The organism is Vibrio nigripulchritudo (assembly GCF_027924785.1).
In the GTDB taxonomy this organism is placed as follows: Bacteria; Pseudomonadota; Gammaproteobacteria; order Enterobacterales; family Vibrionaceae; genus Vibrio; species Vibrio nigripulchritudo.
This window is the reverse complement of the sequence record NZ_AP027049.1, coordinates 431,146-450,385: the sequence shown is the minus strand read 5'-3', so window position 1 is coordinate 450,385 and position 19,240 is coordinate 431,146. Positions and strand designations below refer to the sequence as shown.

The 19,240-nt window shown below is 45.9% G+C and carries 15 protein-coding genes and 1 riboswitch; of the genes, 3 read left to right on the top strand and 12 right to left on the bottom strand.

Annotated features, from left to right (window positions below; translation table 11 throughout):
* Positions 1 to 49 precede the first annotated feature (49 nt).
* Together QMG91_RS02300 and QMG91_RS02295 are read right to left on the bottom strand one after the other, a co-directional pair.
* A complete protein-coding gene (locus tag QMG91_RS02300; protein WP_022551643.1) occupies positions 50 to 1,384 on the bottom strand; it encodes a PTS sugar transporter subunit IIC in 1,335 nt (444 codons plus the stop codon).
* An 87-nt stretch (positions 1,385 to 1,471) separates the two neighbouring features.
* Entirely contained in the window at positions 1,472 to 1,777 is a 306-nt protein-coding gene (locus tag QMG91_RS02295; protein WP_004405541.1) for a PTS sugar transporter subunit IIB, read from the bottom strand.
* A gap of 542 nt (positions 1,778 to 2,319) precedes the next feature.
* Between QMG91_RS02295 and QMG91_RS02290 the strand changes: the two genes are divergently transcribed.
* A complete protein-coding gene (locus QMG91_RS02290) occupies positions 2,320 to 2,718 on the top strand; it encodes a DUF2170 family protein (RefSeq protein ID WP_281828642.1) in 399 nt (132 codons plus the stop codon).
* A 1-nt stretch (position 2,719) separates the two neighbouring features.
* Here the strand turns inward: QMG91_RS02290 and thiQ are convergent, their stop codons facing one another.
* From thiQ to mpl, 5 genes are all read right to left on the bottom strand, one after another.
* Positions 2,720 to 3,424, bottom strand: a complete 705-nt coding sequence (thiQ, locus tag QMG91_RS02285) for a thiamine ABC transporter ATP-binding protein (RefSeq protein WP_281830428.1) — start codon at positions 3,422 to 3,424, stop codon at positions 2,720 to 2,722.
* Complete coding sequence (gene thiP, locus QMG91_RS02280) at positions 3,417 to 5,012, bottom strand: thiamine/thiamine pyrophosphate ABC transporter permease ThiP (protein ID WP_281828641.1); 1,596 nt, start codon at positions 5,010 to 5,012, stop codon at positions 3,417 to 3,419. The genes thiQ and thiP overlap by 8 nt, the downstream gene beginning before the upstream one ends.
* A 331-nt stretch (positions 5,013 to 5,343) precedes the next feature.
* Positions 5,344 to 6,336, bottom strand: coding sequence for a thiamine ABC transporter substrate binding subunit (gene thiB, locus QMG91_RS02275; RefSeq protein ID WP_004405521.1), 993 nt, complete (start codon positions 6,334 to 6,336; stop codon positions 5,344 to 5,346).
* Between the two features lie 44 nt (positions 6,337 to 6,380).
* A riboswitch (TPP riboswitch) is annotated at positions 6,381 to 6,512 on the bottom strand.
* A gap of 79 nt (positions 6,513 to 6,591) precedes the next feature.
* On the bottom strand, positions 6,592 to 7,215 hold the full coding sequence (locus QMG91_RS02270; protein ID WP_022591491.1) for a flavin prenyltransferase UbiX: 624 nt from the start codon (positions 7,213 to 7,215) through the stop codon (positions 6,592 to 6,594).
* A gap of 24 nt (positions 7,216 to 7,239) precedes the next feature.
* A complete protein-coding gene (gene mpl / locus QMG91_RS02265; RefSeq protein WP_281828640.1) occupies positions 7,240 to 8,604 on the bottom strand; it encodes a UDP-N-acetylmuramate:L-alanyl-gamma-D-glutamyl-meso-diaminopimelate ligase in 1,365 nt (454 codons plus the stop codon).
* A 357-nt stretch (positions 8,605 to 8,961) separates the two neighbouring features.
* Here mpl and fbp point away from each other — a divergent pair, with 357 nt between their 5' ends.
* Positions 8,962 to 9,972 carry a class 1 fructose-bisphosphatase gene (gene fbp / locus QMG91_RS02260; protein WP_004405516.1) on the top strand — a complete coding sequence of 337 codons (1,011 nt, stop codon included), beginning with the start codon at positions 8,962 to 8,964 and terminating at the stop codon, positions 9,970 to 9,972.
* A 191-nt stretch (positions 9,973 to 10,163) separates the two neighbouring features.
* Positions 10,164 to 10,691, top strand: a complete 528-nt coding sequence (ppa, locus tag QMG91_RS02255) for an inorganic diphosphatase (RefSeq protein ID WP_004405515.1) — start codon at positions 10,164 to 10,166, stop codon at positions 10,689 to 10,691.
* A gap of 343 nt (positions 10,692 to 11,034) precedes the next feature.
* Here the strand turns inward: ppa and QMG91_RS02250 are convergent, their stop codons facing one another.
* The 5 genes from QMG91_RS02250 to QMG91_RS02230 form a co-directional block, all read right to left on the bottom strand.
* Positions 11,035 to 11,382 (bottom strand): gamma-glutamylcyclotransferase family protein, encoded by a 348-nt coding sequence (locus QMG91_RS02250; protein ID WP_022551650.1) that lies wholly within the window; start codon positions 11,380 to 11,382, stop codon positions 11,035 to 11,037.
* Positions 11,383 to 11,412: 30 nt separating this feature from the next.
* On the bottom strand, positions 11,413 to 15,177 hold the full coding sequence (gene tamB, locus QMG91_RS02245; RefSeq protein ID WP_281828636.1) for an autotransporter assembly complex protein TamB: 3,765 nt from the start codon (positions 15,175 to 15,177) through the stop codon (positions 11,413 to 11,415).
* The gene (tamA, locus tag QMG91_RS02240; RefSeq protein ID WP_281828634.1) at positions 15,174 to 16,889 is read right to left on the bottom strand and encodes an autotransporter assembly complex protein TamA; all 1,716 of its coding nucleotides are present in this window, start codon (positions 16,887 to 16,889) and stop codon (positions 15,174 to 15,176) included. The genes tamB and tamA overlap by 4 nt, the downstream gene beginning before the upstream one ends.
* Positions 16,890 to 17,262: 373 nt before the next feature.
* Positions 17,263 to 18,411, bottom strand: coding sequence for a linear amide C-N hydrolase (locus tag QMG91_RS02235; RefSeq protein ID WP_281828632.1), 1,149 nt, complete (start codon positions 18,409 to 18,411; stop codon positions 17,263 to 17,265).
* 169 nt (positions 18,412 to 18,580) lie between these two features.
* Complete coding sequence (locus QMG91_RS02230) at positions 18,581 to 18,967, bottom strand: hypothetical protein (protein ID WP_281828631.1); 387 nt, start codon at positions 18,965 to 18,967, stop codon at positions 18,581 to 18,583.
* Between the last annotated feature and the right edge of the window lie 273 nt (positions 18,968 to 19,240).

Genomic DNA, 19,240 nt, shown 5'->3' with positions numbered 1-19,240 from the left:
ATTCTTGAGCAAGCCCAGCCAACGCAGCTGGGCGATAAAATATTGAGTTTTATGCCGTCACGCCTTCACCAGTGGCAGGTGACGTTTGCTGTTCACTTTCTTCCGATTGTTTTTCTTCGGCGAGCAGCTCGCGCTCAAAGATTTTGAAGAATGGGTAATAAAGGAATAGATCCATCACAAACAGCAAGACAACCAACAGCACTGGCGACAGTGTCCAGCCTGCCCCCCACGATGCCCCGATGATGGCAGGCGTCGTCCACGGCATGGTCGCGATCCCCATTCCCACGAATCCGGTGTGAACGGCAAAGTACGCCACTGTTGCATTGATGATAGGAACGAAGACGAACGGCAAAAACAGAGTTGGGTTCATGACGATCGGGCTTCCGAAAATCACTGGCTCATTGATTTGGAAGAAACCAGGGACCGCACTCATGCGCCCTAAACTTTTCAGGTGTGCCGAGCGGCTGAAAGACATTAACGCCACCAGAGCAAGAGTGGCTCCGGACCCGCCAATGAAGATGTAGAAATCCCAGAACGGCTGCGTAAAGATATTTGGTACTTCTTCACCCGCAACAAACGCTTCAATATTGACGGTAAGGTTGGTTAAGAAAATAGGACCTAACAAGCCAACCACAATGGCTGCACCGTGAATTCCGGCAAACCAGAGCAACTGACAAAGAAGCAAGGCACCAATGATGGCGGGCAGAGTATTAGATGCACTGACCAGAGGTTTGAATGCCTCCATGATGGCTTGTGGTATCAGCATGTCATGTTGGGTCTGAAGCCAGATACTCAGTGGATACAAGGTGATGAAAACTGCAACCACAGGCAAAAGCACTTCAAAAGAACGCTGGATTGCAGGAGGAACCTGTTCAGGCATTCGGATTGTGATGTTGTATTTCTTCATGACTCGGTAGAGCTCAACCGCAAAGAAACCAGAGAGCACCGCAGTAAAGACCCCTGTTCCCCCTAAGAACTGCATCGACAGAGCCCCTTCGCTGGCGGGAGACGCAACGAGCAGAAATGACATGAGTGCCAGTGCTGCACTGGTAATACCATCCATGCCGTACGATTTCGCTAGGCTATAGGCTACGCCCATAGAGACAAAAAGCCCCATTAATGCCATCGACATAAAGTGCGGCATCATAATGGTATCGAAATGGGTTGTGGCGAAATCTATCCACGCTCGACCAAACGCATTAGTGGTATCCTGATCGAAAGGTGGAAACGCAAATATCAAAACAAAACTGCCGACAATAATAAATGGCATCGCCACGATAAAGCCGTCACGCATTGCCCGAACATGTCTCTGAGCCCCGACTTTCGCCGCTAAAGGAGCAATATGTTGCTCTACGACTCGCATCATCGCATCATATATTTTCATGATTAGACCTTTATTTTAGGTATAAGAACCCCTGCCCAATTAATTAAAATTAATCAGGAGTTCTTTATTAATATTTAACTATTTTATTTACTTAATTAATTCCAGCGCTTGTTTTAGCACGGCATCGCCTTTCATCATTCCATATGTTTGCGGAGGTATCGCCGCAATATTGATTCCAATGCGATCGGTCACTTTCTTCATTTCTTCTAGTTGAAAGCGAACCTGTGGTCCGAGTAAACAGACATCATAGTTAGAAACTGCGTCTTCAAACGCGCTCACAGACAGCGCATCTATTTTGCACTCAAGCCCTTGTTTATCCGCTGCTTCTTGCATTTTTTTCACCAGCATACTGGTTGACATACCTGCGCTGCAGCAAAGCAATATCCTTTTCATAACCCACTCCAGTTGATCAAATAATGAACTACAAAAACTCTATCAAATAGAGCTTAAACAAAAAAGCGCAACCGGTTGCATTTTGCGTGAACGGTACTCTCAGTTTAATAAATAAAAGCGATAGAATTTCCTTATTAATTTATTTTGTTATTCAAAATAAATTAATTTTAAACATTCGTAATCAGAAATAATGATGGTATCTATGAAGGTAGTTTTGAGGTTTTTTTAATTTAAAATAAGGAATTATTGATTAGATAAATAATAGAAAAGTTTATATTCCCTTCACAAGATCAATCTAAAATCACATCAAAGGTGATGTTTATCCCAAATATTTCTCTTGTCATAAAAAAGTGCGCTTAGGCTAAAATCACAATTTCTAACGTTTATGCAAATATAGTGATTAAATTACAACAAGATATATTGATACATTTACCACAATAACGCCTTCCAACGATTAAAAAGCGAAGAAACAACGTGTTGCCCAATCGATTTTAATCACTATACTCACTGCCCTTACTTACTGATTTAAAAGGAATTAAATTGTGTCATGGACGTTAAAGGATCTACAGGTATTAATCGACTCACGACGAGGTTGGGAAGTCGATTCGGTAGATTCAGGCACACTCATCATCAACAATAGTGAAGATAGCCTGATTGCATATTTAACAGTATCAGAGCAACAAATCGTAGTAGAAAGTATTTTATTCCCCGAACAAAACGTCCACGATGTGGATGCCTTAAACCGAGAGATCTTACAGACTCACAAGCTGATCCCACTAACTAATATTGGCGTCAATCGAGTTGATGAAGTGAATTACTATGTGGCTTACGGCGCACTCTCATCTCAGGCAAAAGACAAGAGCATAATCATTGAGATTGCCACTCTGTTCCGAAATGCCGAAACCTTTATCGACATGTATAACCATCATCTGGCGTACTAAGTTATTCACCTGCCCGAACAAACGCTGCCAATTCCTGATTTGAACCAGTCGATACCAGCTCCGACACTGGCAGTGTTTCCTGAACTTGTCCTCGAGACATAAACGCAAACTTTGTGGCTATCGCTTTGGCGTCGCTGATGTGGTGTGTCACCATCACAATGGCGATGCCCCGCTCTTTTGCCAAGCTCTGCACCAATGCCAGCATCTCTTCTCGAATAACAGGGTCAAGAGCAGAAAAAGGCTCATCAAGCAGCCAGATACCGTGAGGCTGGACAAAACATCGCGCCAGAGCCACCCGCTGCTTTTGCCCGCCAGAGAGTTGCTCCGGCAATCGATCCAGATAATCATGAATCCCAACCATACGCGCGGCATCTTCGACTCTTTGCTTTTCAGCGGAGCTGAGTTTTAAGCCAGGCTCTACACCGAGACCAATATTTTCCCGCACAGATAGGTGGGCGAATAAGTTGTTTTCCTGAAACAGCATGGAAAGTGGAATTTGGTGAGGTGCACGCCCAACCACCGACTGACCCGAGACTAAGATCTCTCCACCCTGAGGCTGAATAAAGCCTGCCACAAGCGCCAGCAGTGTCGATTTCCCTGCACCACTCGGTCCCATCAAAGCAAGGATATCCCCTTCTTCCACTTCCAAATTGAATTGAAAAGACTCGTTGTTGTAACGGTATCGCACGTCATGAAGTTTAAGAATGGTCATGGGTCTTTCTCGGTTTGAATAGAAGTTCGATCAGGGTAAAACTCAACACACTGAGCAGAAGCAGGCAAAGTGACACCACAGCCGCCGACTCCATCTGATAGCTGCCTAGCAGTTGGAAGAGATACAAAGGCAGCGTCCGGAATTCCTGACTGCCAAACAGCGCAATGGCACTGAGATCGCCCATCGACATCATAAAGCTAATAGAAAAGGCGTATGCGAATGATTTTCGAAGTGCTCGCCATTCCATTAACCTGAGATGATTCCAGCCTTTTATCCCTAGGGATGCCGACAGGTATTGATATTGCTGAACCAGTTGAAACATGGGCAGGGAAAGCGTCTTGATGACATATGGCAGAGCCATCAAACAGTTGACTGCCACCACAATCCAGAATGCCATCGCGAATACGTCGGCGATATCCCTAAGTAGTAAAAATAACCCGGTACTGATCACCAATCCGGGGGTCACCAAAATAATGGTGCCTGCCAGCTCGATTTTATCCGCCTTAAAAGCTTGCCGCTTTAAACGCCAGATTCGGCTGGTTGAAAGAATGGCTGTCCCCAGAAGCAATGCGAGCAGGCTTGAGATCCCCGCCACTTGTAAAGACGCAGACAACGCATTCCAGAATCGTTCATCACTCAGCGTAGTCAGAATCTTGTTGTTTAAACCGCTGAGTACCACCATACCCAGTGGCGGTAGAACCAAAAGTAAAACTCCGCCTATCCATAGCCCGTCCCATATCTTTGCCGATACTGAATCGGTGTACTTGGAGATGGGTTTCATGCTGCCAGCCGAGACAGACACAGGTTTAGAGAGCTTCTGAATACTGATGGCTAGCACACCACACAGTAGCATTTGCCACATGGCAAGCAAGGCGCCCGTTTGTAAATCAAAATCAAACTTTATTGCCTGATAGATCGCCAGCTCTATGGTCGTCGATTTAGGACCACCTCCCAGTGCCATTACCGTGGCAAAACTGGTGAAACACAGCATGAAGACCAGCCCGCTCACTTGAGGAAGCTGGGCTTTAAGACGAGGCCATTCTACCCAGAGAAATTTGTTCCATCGCGACATTCCCAAATGCGCACACAACTTGTGTTGTTCAGGTGGAATGCTTTCCAGAGACTGAAGCAATAGTCTTGCGGCATAGGGAAGGTTAAAGAATACATGCGCCAGTAGAATGCCGTTAAGGCCGTAGATAGAGAACGGCAGCTCTGCACCTAACGCTTTTAACCCATCCGCCAGTAAACCGCTGTTTCCATAAATAGCTAAAAGACCAAACACCCCCACCAGTACAGGCAACACCAGTGTGCTGGCAAATAGCTTCAGCAATAAACTACGTCCCGGGAACTGCCGGTAAGACAGAGAATGTGCGACGGGAATCGCCAGACCAACACTAAGTAAGGTAGACAACAACGCCTGATAGAAGCTGAATTCCGTAACGTGACGATAGTAGGGGTCGGTCCAGATTTGCAAAAGATTGAGTGAGGGAGAATGAGAAAGCAACGCCCACAAAGCTGACATGACAAATATCAGGATAAAGGTGGCAACAACTATCCCTACTTTGGGTACGTTTTGGTTCACGACGCAGAAAGCCTAAGCATATAGAAGCAAGCCATGCATTATACCCAAGCTACCGCAAGATGTGTGATTCAGAGCTCTATCTTCTGTTTTAGTTCAAGGAAAAGAACGCAGCGTAATGACCAGTCCTTTCCAAGTTCTTTGACGATGAAATGGAACAGAAGATAAGCTCCCAAGGGCGAGTTTGCTTGGCTCTCATACGGCGTTATCGATTTTTGATTTAGGACCACTAGCTCTTCAAATCGCTGTCTTGTCTGAAAACCAAGCAATTCTCGCTGAAACTAATATCTTGCGGTTGCTTGGGTATTTGCCTAGCTTGATGTCTGTTGAAAACTTAGAAAGTTAAGGCATTTTGCCATTCACGAATCCAGGCTTTGCGGTTTTGCGCCACCTCTTCTGATTCGAACAACAATGCTTTGCCTGGCAGGGATAATGTTTCGAAGCCTTTTGGCAGTTCCACATCCGTCACTGGGTACATCCAGTTACCTGTTGGCATCGCAGACTGGAATTCATCACTCAGGATAAATGCCATAAACTCATCCGCCAGTTTTTGATTGGCGCTGTTCTTCACTTTTGCCGCTACTTCAACCTGCGCATAGTGACCTTCAGCAAAGTTAGCTGCTGCGAAGTTTGCATCGTTCTCGGCGATCAAGTGGTAAGCCGGTGAAGTGGTGTAAGACAGAACCATGTCCGATTCACCTTCAAGGAACATTGAGTAAGCTTCTGACCAGCCTTTGGTTACAGTGACGGTTTTCTTCGCCAGTTGCTTCCACGCATCACTTACTTTGTCACCGTATACAGACTTCATCCAAAGCATCAGACCCTGACCCGGCGTTGACGTACGCGGATCCTGATAAATAACCTTCAGGTCATCACGCTTTTCTACCAGCTCTTTCAGGCTTTTCGGTGGGTTAGCCAGCTTCTCTTTGTTGTACACAAAGGCAAAGTAACCGTAATCGTAAGGGACAAAAGTACTGTCATCCCAACCACCTGGGATGGTAACGGTGCTGGTATCTACAGAATGTTCTGCCAGCAAGTCACTCTGTTTCGCTTCTGCCATCAGGTTGTTGTCCAACCCAAGAACGATATCCGCTTTGCTGTTCTTACCTTCAAGACGCAGACGATTAAGAATGGTCACGCCATCGTCAAGTGCCACAAATTCCAAGTTACAGCCACATTTCGCTTCAAATGCTTTTTCTACTGTTGGGCCCGGTCCCCAGTCCGCCGCGAAAGAGTCATACGTGTAAACTGTAAGTGTGTTTTGATCGGCGAATGCCGGCGTGGCAGCAAGTGTAGCGAGCGCTACGGTAGTCAGTGCGTATTTCACTGGTCGCTCCTATCCGTTGTTGAGCGGCACAGGGTTGAGATGAGGAAAATTCCACGCTCAATTCCTACGCCAGTATTATCTGGTTCAGGTGTACGGGTTCAAACCAAAGGTTTATCTCAGCCATAAGATGGACAACATTTTATGCGCCCAAACATTCAGCACCCCGATGAGAGTTGGTTTATTGTATCGCGTTATTTCCACTTAGCCATATGCAAATGGCTTAAATATCCAATTCGCTAATGATGCTTGGGGATACTAGCCGCGTTGATCATAACCCCAGCGAGGAACCAAGCCTTGTTCTACACCTAGATGATCCAGAATGCGGGCAACCATAAAATCAACCAGATCCTCTATGCTGTTTGGCTGGTGATAAAAACCCGGTGCGGCTGGCATGATGGTCACGCCCATTTGAGAAAGCTTGTGCATGTTTTCTAGGTGGAGTGTAGAGAAAGGCGTTTCACGTACCACCAACAACAGCTGACCTCGTTCTTTCATCACAACATCAGCGGCGCGCTCAATCAGGTTATCAGACATACCGTGGGCGATGGCCGCCACACTGCCTGCACTGCATGGGCACACCACCATCTGTTTAGGCGCAGCAGAACCTGACGCCACAGGAGAAAACCAGTCTTCTTTGCCACAAACCACCAGTTTATCCGCGTCGCAACCCAGATGTTCCACCAGCTTTTCTTTAGCACCGTCTGGCGATGCTGGTAACTTCAAACCATGCTCTGTCGCCATGACAACCCGCGCGGCGGAAGAGATAAGCAGATAAACGGTGTAATCTGCGGCTAACAGGCACTCCAGCAAACGGAGACCATAAGGTGCCCCCGATGCTCCGGTAAATGCCAAAGTGATGGTTTTCTTTTCTTGATTCATTCTTACTTCTTAGAGAATTTCTGATTACTTCTCGCTCTTGTATTTCAGAGCGTTGAGTAATTTATCATGGATCCCACCAAAGCCCCCATTACTCATGACCAATATCTGATCACCGAGTTCGGCTTTTTCGACAACACTGGATACCAGATCATCAATGCTGTCGGACGTATAAGCAGACTGTGAGCATTGCTTGGCAACATCATCTACCGACCATTCAATGGTTTCTGGCTGGAAAAGATACACGGAATCGGCTTTTTTAAGCGAATTTGCCAATGTTTCTTTATGAACGCCCATTTTCATGGTGCTTGAACGGGGTTCGAGCACAGCGATGATCTTCTGCTGACCGACTTTGTTACGTAAACCTTCTAAGGTTAGTTCAATGGCTGTTGGGTGGTGAGCAAAGTCATCATAAACTGTGACGCCATTTTCTTCCCCCTTTCGCTCTAAGCGGCGCTTGGTATTAACGAACAGCCCCAGTGCTTCACAGGCTAAATCTGGTGTCACACCCACGTGCCTTGCGGCCGCTATCGCCATCAGTGCGTTATCCACATTGTGATCGCCTATCAAATCCCAGCTGACTCTGCCGACCAGTGCCCCCTGGAAGTAGACATCAAACACACTACCATCGATTTTAACCTTCTCGGCTTTCCAGTCACCACCTTCTCCGCTGGTTTCTTTTTCACTCCAGCAGCCACGTTCCAGCACATCCTGTAATGCGTCATCGTTAATGGGTGAGAAAATGCGTCCATTACCCGGTACGGTACGAACCAAATGGTGGAATTGCTTCTTGATCGCTTCAAGGTCATCGAAGATATCTGCATGATCGAATTCAAGATTGTTCATCACCAGTGTACGTGGGTGATAGTGGACAAACTTCGAACGTTTATCGAAAAAAGCGCTGTCATATTCATCGGCTTCGACGACAAAAAACATACTGTCACCCAAACGGGCAGAGACACCAAAATTGCCCAATACGCCGCCCACCAGAAAACCGGGCTGATAGCCGCAGTGTTCCAAAATCCACGTCAGCATGCTGGAAGTGGTGGTTTTGCCATGAGTACCGGATACTGCGAGCACCCAGCGATCGTGCAGTAAAAACTCCTGCAGCCATTGAGGACCAGATGTGTATCTCAGATTATTGTTCAGCACATATTCTACGCAGGGGTTCCCACGGCTCATTGCATTGCCAACCACCACCAGATCAGGCTTCGGCTCCAATTGAGAAGGGTCGAACCCTTCGATAATTTCAATGCCCTGCGACTCTAGTAAAGTGCTCATCGGAGGGTAAACGTTGGCGTCACACCCCGTGACTTTATGCCCTAGCTGACGCGCTAAAACTGCTGCGCCACCCATAAAAGTCCCGCAGATTCCCAGAATATGAATATGCATAAATTACGATTCCTAGTCTTTTTTGACGTCGTTAGAGTAAGTGAATTTGCTTCTTAGCGTGCCTGATTTGTGTCAGTGATATGTGAACAAAAAATGTGATGTCCAACTAAAATGAGTCAGGTATCAGCAAGTTACTTCATTACCATTAAAAAGATTCCACTTATACAATACTAAATGTATCCCCGAACCCCTACTAATTCGGGTAGGAAACCCAACTTAGATTGGGATGTTATTGTATCTGAGCTCACTTGCGCGACCCTGTTTCTTGACTGTGAACCCTAAAGAAACGCTGACCTTCCCCAGTCAGATTCGTCGGTAGCTCAGAACTCTGCTCAAGAAACAAACTAAGGAATAAACATGTCTGAGATACGCACCCTAGGCGAGTTCATTGTTGAAAAACAACATGACTTCCCTCATGCCAGTGGCGATCTTTCCTCTCTTCTCGGTTCAATTAAACTTGCTGCCAAAATCGTAAACCGTGAAATCAATAAAGCTGGTCTGGTCGATATTACCGGAGCAGTTGGCACAGAAAACGTTCAGGGTGAAGCTCAGCAGAAACTGGACGTATACGCCAACGAGAAGTTCAAAGCCGCACTGGAAGCCCGCGATCAGGTTTGTGGTGTTGCCAGTGAAGAAGAAGACGAAGCCGTCGCGTTCAACAAAGAACTCAACAAAAACGCGAAGTATGTCGTTTTGATGGATCCACTGGATGGTTCTTCGAACATCGACGTAAACGTTTCCGTCGGCACCATCTTCTCTATTTACCAGCGTGTGTCTCCAATAGGTACACCGCCAACCGAAGAAGACTTCCTGCAGCCTGGCGACAAACAAGTCGCGGCTGGTTACATCATATATGGTTCCTCGACCATGCTGGTGTATACCACAGGTAAAGGAGTGCATGGCTTCACCTACGATCCATCTTTGGGGGTATTCTGTCTCTCACACGAAAATATGATGATCCCGGAAGACGGTCTGATTTACTCCATCAACGAAGGGAACTACATTCGCTTCCCAACCGGAGTGAAGAAATACATCAAGTACTGTCAGGAAAATGAACCTTCGGAAGGTCGCCCATACACCTCCCGCTACATTGGTTCTCTGGTTGCAGATTTTCACCGCAACCTGCTTAAAGGGGGTATCTACCTCTACCCAAGTACTCAGAGCCATCCGAATGGTAAGCTTCGTTTGCTTTACGAGTGCAACCCTATGGCATTCTTGATTGAACAGGCTGGTGGTCTGGCATCCGACGGTGTGAATCGCATTATGGATTTAAAACCGACCGAACTTCACCAGCGTGTGCCGTTTTTTGTTGGTTCTAAGAACATGGTTCGCAAAGTGGAAGAATTCCTCGAACTGAATCAAGACTGATCCCTCTTCCCCTGCTCAAACCTGAGCAGGGGTATCTGATTGACCTTTGCTATTTTCTCTTCTGTTGTTTTCTCTTTCACTGCTTTCTCATCGATATCATCTCCACCCAGATCGCCTAAAGTTGAATAGCCGGACGGTAAAAATTCGCTTAAGCTAAATTGAGTAGAATTCATTCGTAAAGGAAATCAGTAATGAGTTTAAATAATGTACCTGCAGGTAAGTCTCTGCCTGATGACATCTATGTTGTGATTGAAATCCCAGCAAATGCAGACCCGATTAAATATGAAGTAGACAAGGATTCTGGCGCGGTGTTTGTTGACCGCTTTATGTCTGCTCCCATGTTTTACCCATGTAATTACGGCTACGTAAACCACACACTTTCGTTAGACGGCGATCCGGTCGATGTACTGGTTCCGACTCCGCATCCGCTTATGCCGGGTTCTGTTATTCGCTGCCGTCCGGTCGGTGTATTGAAAATGACGGACGAGTCCGGTGAAGATGCAAAAGTAGTTGCCGTTCCTCACAGCAAACTTTCCAAAGAGTACGACCACATTCAGGACGTTAATGACATTCCTGAACTCTTAAAGGCACAAATTACGCACTTCTTTGAGCGCTACAAAGAGCTTGAAGCTGGAAAGTGGGTAAAAGTAGATGGCTGGGCAGATGCCGCTGCGGCACGAGAGGAAATCCTGACATCTTACGAGCGCGCACAGAAATAACTCTCCAAATAGCAAAAGCCCGTCTCACTTTGAGACGGGCTTTCAATCTTCATTTTTATCTTTACTAGGGTCTGTTGACCTTTCGCGGTTAAATTTTGTTCGAGTTCTATGTGTTTTAATCGCGGCGCAAGGTCTTTAGCTTAGTCATTCTAAGCAAATACCTTGCAACAAAGAGTAAAGCACATAGAACGGGGACGCCTAGTTGAACCCTTTGGGCAGCATTTGTGGCTCCTTTCTACTGTGTTACCGCTTATTGATATAGGGCGACTACACCGAATAAGCGCTGCCTTGTATAAAGAACCCACAAATTGCTGCAAAAATCAGCTCGAAAGGTCAACAGACCCTAAAACCTTTGACACCAGTCGCCTGAATCAATCGGCTCTGACAGCTTGCTGCCATCCTGATACAGATAAACCCAAGCTTCACCAAATGGCGTGGAGATTTTTTCACGGCGGTATTCGTAGGGCACATCTTCAAGATGATCCAGTTTTGCGAGCGTATCCGCGTTAATGCGATAAATCTCGCCGCAGATTTCCTGCTGCCCCTGCACCATTCCCGGGTAATGACCTAAGTCGAAAAGCGCGAAATCCGGACCGGTACGGTACTGAGCTACCAGCTCACAGCCTTCCAGAAAGTGGTGGTTTTCTTCGCCCTGTCGTAACGTCCCATATACAAACACAAGCTGTTCCATTGCGCTCTCCATCGATTCAGCAACCTGAATCTAATTAAATTCAAACTGGTAAATCAAGTCCACCGCGCTGTTCAAGCCTGACACGGCTTCGACATACAAGTCTTGCATCAAACGATACCGCACCGTGAACTCACCAAGTGAGTTAAAAATACCCACTCCGTAGGTGACTTTCAAGCCGGGTAATATGTAACCACTCACAGTTACCTGAGAATCATCACCAGAACCTGCTGTATCCAGTTGTAAATCCTGAACCCCAAACGCCTGACCGATCTCCCCGACCACTTTTCCGCTCTTCGCTAGACTTAGTCCAATCAGTGTTGTGGTCATCAGGTTTCCACCGGCTTCGGCATCAATATCCCGACCACGCATCAGGTAAGAAAGTGCATTCGCCTGTGGCATTGCCGGCTCTGAAAATATGGTGACATTGGGATCGTCAGCCGGACCATCTACACGAATACCCGCCGTCACGTCGTCCTGAATATTGTCTGGATTTCGGATCGCGGTAATCACCACATACGGCTGGTCGACCGGTCCGTTCATCAGGATCTTACCCGTCTGGATAACCAGATCCTGCCCAAACGAGCGGAAAGAACCATCCAGAATGTTGACTTCGCCAACAACAAACGGTCCTTTGTCGCGCTGCGATACTTTCAGATCGCCTTTTAGTTTGCCAACCAGACCAAATGCCGTCAGACCAAAATCGTCACCAATTTTGATGTTTACGTTGGTCTGAATATTCATCGGCAATGGCTTTTTGTCTTCGACAGGTTTGAAGTCCTGATCCAGCAGTACTTCATCGCTTGAAACCCCAATCGCACTCGGTGGTAACTCTTCAACCTCAATCCGACCCCATGGAAGGTAGATATCCCCTTCTATTTTTGCCAACTCTGGCGTGGCGGAGATCTTCAGGTCCGGTTTCGCTTTAATGTGGACCATCGGTGGCAGTTTCACATTTAATTCATCTGCAAATACAGCCAGGTTTGCTCGCCATTTCTTCAGATCTGCCCAGTTACCGTCACCTTCCAGATTCAATGTGCCATCTGGGGTATGAATCTGAGATTTAAGCACCGCACCATAACCATCAAACGTAGCAACTATCTGACCATCATTTACGTCTACTGGAGTGATTTCCCCTTTAGCAAGCAACTTATCGATAGAGAAATCGCCGTAAAGCTTGGGATGCAACAAAGGACCTTTAAACGCCAAATCGGAATGAATATTGGCATTCACTTTACTGAATTCACCCAACAGAGGCTTTAACATGTCCAGATGAATGTCGGATATTGCCAGTTTGCCATCAATGGTTTGCTTTTCTGACTGAACATTGCTGATGTCAGCCTGCCCGGTAAGCTGCCCGTTGTCGGTAAGATCTAAATTCCACTGGCTGGTCAGCTGGTCGTTTTTCAGTTCTGCATCCAGAGTGATACCATTCCACCCCACCGTGATTGGCGCTTCCAGAGTCTGTGTGACTTTACCTTCCGGCAGTTTTACCGACAGCTTCACTTCTGGTTTTGCATCAGGTGCCCAGCGAGCCCAGACTGTGGCGTTAACTTCGCCTTTCAGGTCGGTTTCTTCTGGAATAAAGCGTTTGATTTGGTCGAAGTTAAATTTCTTAATCGCGATGTTGGCTTCGCCACTTTCACCCGCCTCTATGTCTTGGGTAACACAAAGCTGCGCATCTTGTTGTCGCCAGCAATGCGCTTGTACAGTGGCCATGTTTTTCGCCATGTTGAACCCGAGCTTAGCGGTGTTTTCCAGCGTCCATGTGCCTTGCTCAGAAGAGATGTCTGCACGTTGAAGTTCACCATTCCAGACCATTTCTGGTTTTTCGGTTAACCCTCCGACAATCTTCAAACTGGTGGACACCAGATCAGCCAGCACATCCAGCGTTAACTGATGGTCTTCCTGAGTCCCCGAGAATTGCAAATCGACACTGTCGATGAACTGGTCTTGTGCCTGTACATTTTTTACCACCAGTGACAAATCACCTTTTGGTGCAGGCAGAGGTGAAATGTCACCCGACAGGGCGACCGACTTCACTGACGCTTCATCTTTCCATTCCACGTCATTCACACTTAAATCGACTTTGACCTGCGGCTCTTTGAACTCACCTCTAAGCTTCACGTCGCCATGCATATGACCACGTAAGTCAGGAATAGATTTAACAAATTCTGGGAAGTTCAGCTCGACATCCAGCCCCCACTGTTTGTCGAGAGAACCCGATACAAACAGGTTGTTAGGACCATGCGATAGCTCAAGCCCTTCTGTCTTAATGCTGGGCTCACCACTCATGTTGACGTCAGCGGCGTCCAACTGACCGTTGATGTACAGTGGATATTCACGAATCAGCCCCTGAATAGCCAACAATGGCACGCTGACTTGCCAGCCGCCTGCCTTTGTAAGCTGACCGTTGGTCGTAATGGTTCCGCTGATATTGCCTTCGGCTTCTGGCCATTGCAGACCCGGCTGAATACTGTCTAAACCCAGCGTAGTATTCCATTTCACTAAGTCAGACCAATCTGCTTCTACCTGACCGGACACCCGACCGCCTAAAGTGTTCAACACCAGAGAATGAACCTTGATGTTTTGAAGCGTGCCTTTTGCTGCGGTATCGAGCGCTACATCAGGGATCTCTTTGCCTTTTGTTTTCAGGGCTACGGCTAGATCGAAACCGTCTAAGTCACCTTTCAAATCGATACTGGTGATATCAGACTGATAGTCCGCTTCACCAGTGAGTGGCCATTGTACTTCGCCATCTGTCAAAGACACATCGAACGGAAGAATTGTTTTCAGCGGCTCCAGTTTGCCTTCCAAATGCGCTTTTACGACGCCACCGAGATCCGCATTTAGGTTGAGGTTTGCGACACTGCCATTTGCGCTTAACTTAAGCGTCTGACCTTTTAAATCCGTCTGATTGAGCGTGGCATCCAGTGCTAAGCTTGGCAGAAGGTAATCCCCTTTAAGCTCAACTTGTGTGCTGGCTTTGGCGGTGACTTCTGGCATATCGAGTTCCAGTTTTTCGATCTCAACATTATGGTCGCCTGCTTTGGCTTGCAGCCCTAAATGATGAACTTTAACTGGAGAGTCACCATTCAACGTAAAGTTACGAACATCAAAGCCTTCAATAATTACATCCAGAGGGATAAGCACTTCTGGCAGTTCAATATCCTGTGCTGGCTTAGGTGAGTCTTTCGCTGAAGACTCTTTTTGGGCTGAAGGCTCTTCAGATTCTGCCAGCGTAATATCAATGTTATTCCATTGAGTGGGGTGCAGGGTCAGCTCTCGCCCTTCCATCGTAATAGCGGTCGAAAAAGTATCCCATTGCACCTGATTTCCAAGTACATCCAGAGCAATGTTATTAAGCTGAATATTGCTGACAGAGACAGGAACCGGCAGTTTGATTTCAGTTAAAGGCTCTGACGGTGCAGGCTCTTCTTCCGACGGCGCGGTATCCGTCAATGCAAAGGTAAGAGATTCCAGAATCAGGTTTTCGATACAGACACGCGGTTCAAACAGACACTCGGCATCTAAATCAAGCTGAACACGCTTGGCTTTTAAATCAATGAATAAATCTGGATCAGTGAAGGACACATCTTTCAACACAATGTCTGTAAGAATGGCTCCTTCGGATTCACCGACACTCAGTTGTGGCAGTGCTTTTTGCGCTCCCCACATAGCCAGACTGAGACCGGGCTGAGTGAACAACAACGCGCCCAGCAAAAGTAAAATCACTAAGATCAGACAAGGGATGAACAAGGCCAGACGCACCAGCCATTTAGCAACGGTACGGGTCATAGTTCAGGTCCCAACGTAAAGTGAATCTTAAATTGGTCGCCAGACTCTTGGTTTAACCCCTTAGCGAAATCTAAACGAATGGGACCGACTGGTGATGCCCACCGAACACCCAGACCGACACCGGTTTTCCAGTCGGGTTTATCCGTCCATGCATCACCGTAGTCAACGAAGGTTGCTAACCACCAGTTGCCGTATACCCGATACTGGTATTCCAGACTGCTGACTGCTAAGTACTTACCACCACTGAATTTGTCTTCTGGTTGAGTGGCGGGAATATCTTCGTAGCCATAACCACGAATGCTGTTGTCACCCCCCGCGAAGAACCTTAATGAACGCGGTACTTTGTCAAAATCGCCGGCAAATACGCCACCAGCATCAAAGCGTGCTAAGCCGCGGTGATTTTCTCCAATGCTTCGTACAATGGCGGTTCTGCCTTGTAGCCTCAAAATACCTGTGTCCGAGAGTAAGCTTTCATTACCTGCTTCCACCGTCAGGAGATGCTTGTCTCCCCACATAGGCATAGCGCCACCGCGCACTCGTGCTCTACTAAAGGTAAAGCCCGGTAACACAAACTTGGAAATTCTCGATTCACCACGCTCTTCCGAATCATCGTACAAAAAGCGTATCGACGCGGTTCTCTGCCAGCCGGAATCCAACTTCCAGTGACGCTTCACCGCTAAGTTGTGCTCTAAACTTTTGGTTTCATCCTTATCGGTACGTTTCATCCCGTACTGGATTTCATAGTACTCGCGCAGTACATCTTCCAACGGGATTTTATAGCTGGCAGTGATCGCCTGCTCAGGCAAAGACAAAGACAAGCTGCTGTGCAGGCTATGACCACGATCGTTCAGCCATGGCTTTTTCCAACTCAACTTGCCACGAAAGCCGATGTCGGTGGAGTAGCCCAAACCAGTTTCGATCTGATTTTCAGACTGTGGAGCAAGGTTAATGTTCATCGGCAGCTCGCGCTGCTTACCGATGTAACTTAATTCGGGTTCGACATGCACCGAAGAGAACCATTCGGTATTAGAAAGACTCTGGTTAAGCTCGCCGATTTTAGACGCCAGATAGGGTTCGCCTGCTTCAAATGGCACAAGTGATTTCACGCGGCTTTCACGGATCTGACTACCAAAGATTTGCACATCGCCAAAGTAGTACCGCTGACCGCTATCAAATTCTATCGTGACGAATGCTTGTTTATGCTCTGGCGCAACTTCAAGTTTGGTTTGCCCAAATTCACCATCAAAATAGCCCTTTCTTAATGCCAGATTTCTTAAGCTGGATTTATAGGCTTCGTAATTTGCGTGGTTCAGTGGATCTCCAACACCAAGCTTAGAACCTTCTCGTAATTTGATGAAATCCGGGTCAGTCGCGGCTTCTCCTGAGATAACAAGATCACTGATTCGAATGGTGACAAGAGGACCGGGATCGACGTTCACAGTGAGTGACTGACCGTCTTCCGCCGCCACAAAACTGATCTCGGGCTGATAGTGTCCAAGCGCCTTTAACGCTTTGATAATGTTGTCTTCCAGGCGCGACTGAAAGCGCAGCGACGTGGAATATTCACTTGGGTCAATCGCCGACAGATAAGCAGACACATTGGTGTCCAGTTCTCCTTTTAAGCCCTCTATTTCTAAATCGAAAGCAAGAGCGGGCATTCCAATGGTAAGCAAACCACACCCAATGAGGTGCGAAACTTGTATCTTCTTCATATCTGACAGCGCAATGTACAACCTTTTTCTCAAGACCGCTCAAAGCTATCAGAAATTGCGTCCCCTACCTAGTCTTAAACAGTGGAAACTGATATTGGCTCTAATTACAGAGAAAAGTATGGAGCTTGAAATTCTCGCTCTCATACAAAGCTAAAACTGAACTCTATCCCGCCGTTTAATTCGGCACTCTGAAATAACGATTTTCCTTCTGATTGCTGCGCCTGTAAGAGGTGACTAGGTCATCACCTCTTATTCCCGTATCAACTCAGCTAAAAAAACTAATGGGATGGGCTGCGGAGTACCGTTTGAATCAAATTGATAACCGCAATTTTGCCAAGTCAAAACCTGTTCAGAGCAGTTAAAATCAGTACTTCTAAATTGTATCTGTAAGATCTATTGAAACTGGATTATTCGGCACTTCCTGTGTTTTTCCATTGAGTTCATTTAAATTCAATTTAGTTAGATCAACAGAATAGAGCTGCGGTGTATCGTAAAGCCTGACGAAGTATTTGCGATTACTCAGATCAGAAATTGTAATGTACTGAGTAAAGTCGATTTCCGGTTTGAGATCTTTACTCTCTGGAACTTCCTGAATGACACCAAATGGAATATCAACAGTATTAAGGATGTGTGATGCTAGGCTCACACCATGCTCAATGGGAGTCAGACTTGAACCAACATTGGTTGCTTCTTTTGCATAGTTAACCATCATCACCGTTCTTACGAAACGATGCGCGGGAAGTTGCCCTCCAGGAATAAGCGAGAAGCCATTTCCCTGATTTTTTACTGCGATATCAGCTAAATTTCCGGGACGCGAGTTGTGTTTCGATACTGGTGTAACATTGGCATAATTACCTAGATTAGTTAGATGCCACTCAAAATCGGGGTCATTAGTCAGCACGCCATATTGATTATTATCATGAATTCGTACCTTGCCTTTAATAAATTCAATCACAATGCTCTTGCCAAACCTGTCGTGTACAGGGAAATGCTGCTTAAATTCATTATTTCTCGTCGCACCAGTAACCTGAACCTCTGCCGGACTTTCTTTGCCGTTGCCTTTCAGCTTTGCCTTTACATCGGCACAGTCTTTACAAGCGCTCAGTATGTAGTCGACTAAATTCGTTACTGCCAGCCCTTTCGACGGGTCAGTAACCTCTGGATATTTGGCTGCATTTTGAAGCAATGATCCTACATAAAGCCCTTCTGTATTGATCCCATCTGTCGCAACTGGTGATCTAACAGACTTGTCTACTTTAATGCTGTACTTGTCCTCTATCTTGTCAGGATCTAACGCTTGCATTGCGACAAAACCATACCTCCCCTTCCAACTGAATTGACAATTTGCCAAAGCCCACTGACTTGGTTTGCAATTTTCACCAGTGGGATCAAATAAGTTCTGCTGATATAGATGACCAGCTTTTCGGAACATTAAGGAACGACCAAGCAATTGAGAAAATTCTTGGCTTCGCCCAACAATCATATCGTTATGTTTGGTTTTGATTTTAAAGTTTGTGCACATACCTTATCCTGAAATATATTAAGCATCACATGTTTCTGATTCACGATATAATGGGATATTTCCATGTCGATACTAGAGGAAAATTAAAATTATAAATAATTTTAATTTTTTAATTAGAATAAAGTCAGGATCCTAAACATTAAGATCCTGACAAATAAAAAAGCCAAAATTATTCAGGTCTAACTGTAATTGCGATATGGCTTTGCTTTGAGTGAGTATTGATATTTACATGCAGTCGATGCTCATTGGTGTTGTTTTTTATATGACTGTTGTTTACAATTCTGAAACTTCCAATATCTCGTTGGGTTTCGACATCAACAAATTTTAGCGTGTAGTATGAATCAGAGAAAAAGCAGCCACCACTTCCTTTATCTTCAACATATATTCCTTTTCCGTTTGACGGGAATGTATGATCAGGTAAGACTGTAAGATTATCTAATTGCTCAAGATGACTGCCTTCCTCACCATTAGAATACATGCATTGCTGGTTCTCTACATACACTCTAATCTTGTTTGATGTATTGTCAGTAACTTTAACATAGGCTCCCTGTCCCATATTTTTCTCCTCACGTTAAGTTATACGGTTTATTCCCATATAGGGATAATTTTCATAATATTAAGAGAGGTCAGACTTTTCTTTATATCAGTCTTAATAAAATCTAAGTCTTAACCTCGCCCAGCTTTCACAACAAAGTATCGCTAAATTTATATTCAGATTTGGTATCACGTTAGTCTCAGTTTTTTGTTATATAAATTGAACATTCATCACATCTACTTTATCAATAGTAAAATACAGAGTAATTGAAACCATAATTAGTATCAGTTTGGT

Excerpts from the sequence above, each read along its gene's own strand:
- QMG91_RS02300 (WP_022551643.1), bottom strand. The coding sequence starts at position 1,384 with ATGAAAATATATGATGCGATGATGCGAGTCGTAGAGCAACATATTGCT.
- QMG91_RS02295 (WP_004405541.1), bottom strand. The coding sequence starts at position 1,777 with ATGAAAAGGATATTGCTTTGCTGCAGCGCAGGTATGTCAACCAGTATG.
- QMG91_RS02270 (WP_022591491.1), bottom strand. The coding sequence starts at position 7,215 with ATGAATCAAGAAAAGAAAACCATCACTTTGGCATTTACCGGAGCATCG.
- mpl (WP_281828640.1), bottom strand. The coding sequence starts at position 8,604 with ATGCATATTCATATTCTGGGAATCTGCGGGACTTTTATGGGTGGCGCA.
- fbp (WP_004405516.1), top strand. The coding sequence starts at position 8,962 with ATGTCTGAGATACGCACCCTAGGCGAGTTCATTGTTGAAAAACAACAT.
- ppa (WP_004405515.1), top strand. The coding sequence starts at position 10,164 with ATGAGTTTAAATAATGTACCTGCAGGTAAGTCTCTGCCTGATGACATC.
- QMG91_RS02250 (WP_022551650.1), bottom strand. The coding sequence starts at position 11,382 with ATGGAACAGCTTGTGTTTGTATATGGGACGTTACGACAGGGCGAAGAA.
- tamB (WP_281828636.1), bottom strand. The coding sequence starts at position 15,177 with ATGACCCGTACCGTTGCTAAATGGCTGGTGCGTCTGGCCTTGTTCATC.
- tamA (WP_281828634.1), bottom strand. The coding sequence starts at position 16,889 with ATGAAGAAGATACAAGTTTCGCACCTCATTGGGTGTGGTTTGCTTACC.
- QMG91_RS02235 (WP_281828632.1), bottom strand. The coding sequence starts at position 18,411 with ATGTGCACAAACTTTAAAATCAAAACCAAACATAACGATATGATTGTT.
- QMG91_RS02230 (WP_281828631.1), bottom strand. The coding sequence starts at position 18,967 with ATGGGACAGGGAGCCTATGTTAAAGTTACTGACAATACATCAAACAAG.